The organism is uncultured Romboutsia sp. (assembly GCF_958366745.1).
In the GTDB taxonomy this organism is placed as follows: Bacteria; Bacillota; Clostridia; order Peptostreptococcales; family Peptostreptococcaceae; genus Romboutsia; species Romboutsia timonensis.
Window position 1 is genome coordinate 1 of the sequence record NZ_CATXCO010000220.1, and the last position, 3,888, is coordinate 3,888.

The window sequence follows — 3,888 nt, forward strand, 5'->3', positions numbered from 1 at the left end:
TGTTTCTTAGAAATACCTTTTTTTAAATTGTCCTTGACAAAGGGTACACTTTAAACAAAAAAGAGCCCTAAGGCTCTTTTTTATCTATTACCTTGAATTAATAAAAGATAAGCAGCACCAGCTAATAATAAATTATCACCATCAACTCTACCAACTAAAGCATTTTCTTTAATTACAAAACCATTTTCTAAAACTTTTCCAATAGGACTATTGTTTATAGCATGATTATGAACTATGCCATTGTCATCAACTCTACCCACTATATTATTATTGTTATCATAAACAAAATTATTGTCATCAACCCTTCCTATAGGACAGTGATGATAGATATGATTATGAACTATGTTATCAGAATCTACTCTTGCAACAGCATTAATGTTGTATGGAGAATTAATTATTTTATCCATATAGCACCAACCTTTATATTAATAATATTTGTACATTAAAGTTTATGATAAGTAGTTTAGAAAATATAACCGAAATATTTATATGTATTGTAAGAAAATATAATACATGAATATTTATTATGTAAGCAGGTTAAATTATTTAGGAAGAATTAGTACATACTATAAAAATTTTATCAACTAGAAATTATACAAAATATAAATTATTTAATATGATAAAACATAATAGCTCTAAAAATAAAGTTTAATTTTATTTAATAATTACTTTATAAAAGAATTATTATAGATGGAGGTTAATACATGAAATTAAAAAAAATAGTATCACTAGCAACATCAGTAGTATTATCTACATCACTATTAGTAGGGTGTTCAGGCAAAAATAAAGGTAATGGTGGAAATGTAAGCAATGAAAAAGCTACATTAAAAATAGGAATGATAACCGACGTAGCAGGTGTAAATGATCAAAGCTTTAATCAAAGTGCGTGGGAAGGTCTTCAAAAATCTAAAGAAGAATTGGGAGTAGAAGTTACATATTTAGAATCAAAACAAGATTCAGACTATGCAGCTAATATAGAAACATTTGTAGATGAAGGTGTAGATTTAATATTAGGTGTTGGTGCGAAGTTAGCTCCAGCTATAGAAGAAGGAGCAGGATTATACCCAGATCAAAAGTTTGTTATTGTAGATGAAGAGTTACCAAGTGATATAAAAAATGTAAAGTCTATATTATTTAACTCACAAGAAGCTGCATATTTAGTTGGATTAATAGCTGGTAAAATGACGGAAACCAATAATGTAGGGTTTATAGGTGGAATGGATATACCTGTTATAGATACTTTCAAATATGGGTATATGGCTGGAGTAAAAAAAGCTAATTCAAATGTACAAATACAAGATCAATTTGCAAATTCATTTACAGACCAGGCAAAAGGAAAAGCAATAGCGAATCAAATGTATGGTCAAGGTGCAGATATAATATTTATTGCAGGTGGAGATGTTGGAACAGGTGCAATAGAGGCGGCTAAAGAAAAAAATAAATATGCAATAGGTGTTGATAGAGACCAGAGTGATTTAGCACCAAAGAATGTTTTAACATCAGCTATAAAAAGAGTAGATGTTGGTGTTTATGAAACTGTTAAAGATTTACTTGATGGAAAATTTGAAGGTGGAACAGTTACTGTGTATGGATTAGATCAAGATGCTGTTGGTATAGCTCCTACTACTAAAAACTTAGTCCCACAAGATATATTAGACTATGTAAATCAAGAAATTGAAAAGTTGAAAAAAGGTGACATAAAAGTACCTAAAGATAAAAAAGAATACGATGCTATGATGAAATAGTGCATAAAAAGATATCTCTAATTTATAGAGATATCTTTTTATAATGAAATCCAAGTACATTTATAAAAATGATCATATAAAAGGTCTTTATCTAAAATATATTTAAATAAAGACCTTTTATATGAATATTTTATATTATTGAACTTGATACATACCATGACTAGCCATGTAATTATAAATTTTTTCTCCATGCTCTTGTTCTTCTTTTTGTATATGATTCAATACTTGTCTTACATTTTTATCTCTAAATTCAAATATAGCTGTATTATATGTAGAAGATATAAATTTTTCAGTAGATAGTGAATCATTGCAAAGCATCTTATCATGTTCGTTATAAGTGTTAGTTCCAAAATTTATATGAGATTGATTTATAAATTGTTGATTTACTAACTGTTGATTAGAACTATTTTGTTGGCCTCCTGATTGTTGATTTATATTTGGAACTATTCCATTTAGTAATTGATTGATAGAGTCTAGATGTTGTTGTTCTTTTTGAGCAAGTTGAGAAAATAAGTTTTTTAGTTCTGGACAATGTGCTTTATTTGAATACTCATTGTACTTATCAACGCATAGTTGCTCATGTGATTTTTCATCTTCTAATAACATTCTTTCTTTTGTACTTAAATTAACCATAAAAACACCTCCAGTAGTAGTTTCTGTAAAAGATAAAATAATATTCTTAAATTTTTAGTTTACTTGTTTGATTTAATATATAAATAAAAATAAGAATTAATATATAACATTGAGGAAAAACTAAAATATAAGGTAATGAAAATTTTAGATAAATATATTGAACGATGATAAAAGAATTTAATTTTAAAATATATAAAATTAATATAGATAATAGAGTGAGAGGTAGAGAATATGAGAAAAGAAAGTTTAAGGATAATACCATTAGGAGGACTTGGAGAAATAGGTAAGAATATAACCGCTATAGAATATGAAGATGAAATAATAGTAATTGACTGTGGAATATCTTTTCCAGATGAAGATATGTATGGTATAGACTTGGTGATACCAGATATAAAATATTTACTTGATAATAAAGATAAAGTAAAAGGTTTATTTTTGACTCATGGCCATGAAGATCATATAGGAGCTATTCCTTATATATTAAAACAAATAAATATGCCTGTATATGGAACTAAACTTACAATAGGCTTAGTTGAAAGTAAATTAAAAGAACATGATATGTTATCTAAAACTAATTTAATTCCTATAAGTCCAGGGGAATCAATTAAATTAAATAAACTAATTATAGAATTTATAAGAGTAACTCATAGTATAGCAGAATCATGTGCTTTAGCTATACATACCCCTATAGGCACAGTTTTACACACAGGCGATTTTAAAATAGACTATACTCCTATAGATGGAAAAGTTATGGATTTAAATAGAATAGCTCAACTTGGACAAGAAGGTATTTTACTTTTAATGGCAGATAGTACTAATGTAGAAAGAGCAGGGCATTCTTTATCTGAAAAAATTATAGGGGAAACTTTAAATAGAATAATATCTAATGCAAATGGTAGAGTTATTGTAGCTACATTTGCGTCAAATATACATAGAATGCAACAAATAGCAGATGCATCTATGATGTATAATAGAAAAATAGTTTTTAGCGGAAGAAGTATGGAAAATATATCAAATGTTGCTATGGATCTTGGGTATTTGCATATACCGAAAGAAAGTATTGTAGGCATTGAAGATTTAAATAGATATCCAAGTGATAAGATTACAATAATAACTACTGGTAGTCAGGGAGAGCCTATGGCAGGATTGTCTAGAATTGCTTATGGATCACATAGACATATATCTATAGAACAAGATGATTTATTTATAATATCTGCATCACCTATACCAGGAAATGACAAGTTAGTATCTAGAGTAATAAATCAACTATATAGAAAAGGTGTAGAAGTAATATATGAAGATTTAGAAGATATACATGTATCAGGACATGCATATAAAGAAGAATTGAAATTAATTCATACATTAGTAAAACCTAAATATTTTATGCCTGTACATGGCGAGTATAGACATCTAAAACATCATAGTGATTTAGCTTTAAAATTAGGAATGGATAAATCAAATGTATTTACATTAGAAACCGGTCAAGTTTTAGAAATTTGTCAAGATAAAG

4 protein-coding genes are annotated in these 3,888 nt (G+C 27.5%); 2 read left to right on the plus strand and 2 right to left on the minus strand.

All coding sequences use genetic code 11. The features are described from left to right. Positions 1-80 precede the first annotated feature (80 nt). Entirely contained in the window at positions 81-407 is a 327-nt protein-coding gene (locus tag Q5F54_RS11580; RefSeq protein ID WP_288523428.1) for a hypothetical protein, read from the minus strand. A gap of 297 nt (positions 408-704) precedes the next feature. Here Q5F54_RS11580 and Q5F54_RS11585 point away from each other — a divergent pair, with 297 nt between their 5' ends. Further along, positions 705-1,745 carry a BMP family protein gene (locus tag Q5F54_RS11585; RefSeq protein ID WP_302169555.1) on the plus strand — a complete coding sequence of 347 codons (1,041 nt, stop codon included), beginning with the start codon at positions 705-707 and terminating at the stop codon, positions 1,743-1,745. A gap of 135 nt (positions 1,746-1,880) precedes the next feature. Here the strand turns inward: Q5F54_RS11585 and Q5F54_RS11590 are convergent, their stop codons facing one another. After that, on the minus strand, positions 1,881-2,378 hold the full coding sequence (locus Q5F54_RS11590; RefSeq protein WP_302169553.1) for a spore coat protein: 498 nt from the start codon (positions 2,376-2,378) through the stop codon (positions 1,881-1,883). 231 nt (positions 2,379-2,609) lie between these two features. Between Q5F54_RS11590 and Q5F54_RS11595 the strand changes: the two genes are divergently transcribed. Continuing rightward, on the plus strand, positions 2,610-3,888 hold a 1,279-nt coding region (locus tag Q5F54_RS11595; RefSeq protein WP_302334469.1), incomplete at its 3' end, for a ribonuclease J.

Excerpts from the sequence above, each read along its gene's own strand:
- Q5F54_RS11590 (WP_302169553.1), bottom strand. The coding sequence starts at position 2,378 with ATGGTTAATTTAAGTACAAAAGAAAGAATGTTATTAGAAGATGAAAAA.
- Q5F54_RS11585 (WP_302169555.1), top strand. The coding sequence starts at position 705 with ATGAAATTAAAAAAAATAGTATCACTAGCAACATCAGTAGTATTATCT.
- Q5F54_RS11580 (WP_288523428.1), bottom strand. The coding sequence starts at position 407 with ATGGATAAAATAATTAATTCTCCATACAACATTAATGCTGTTGCAAGA.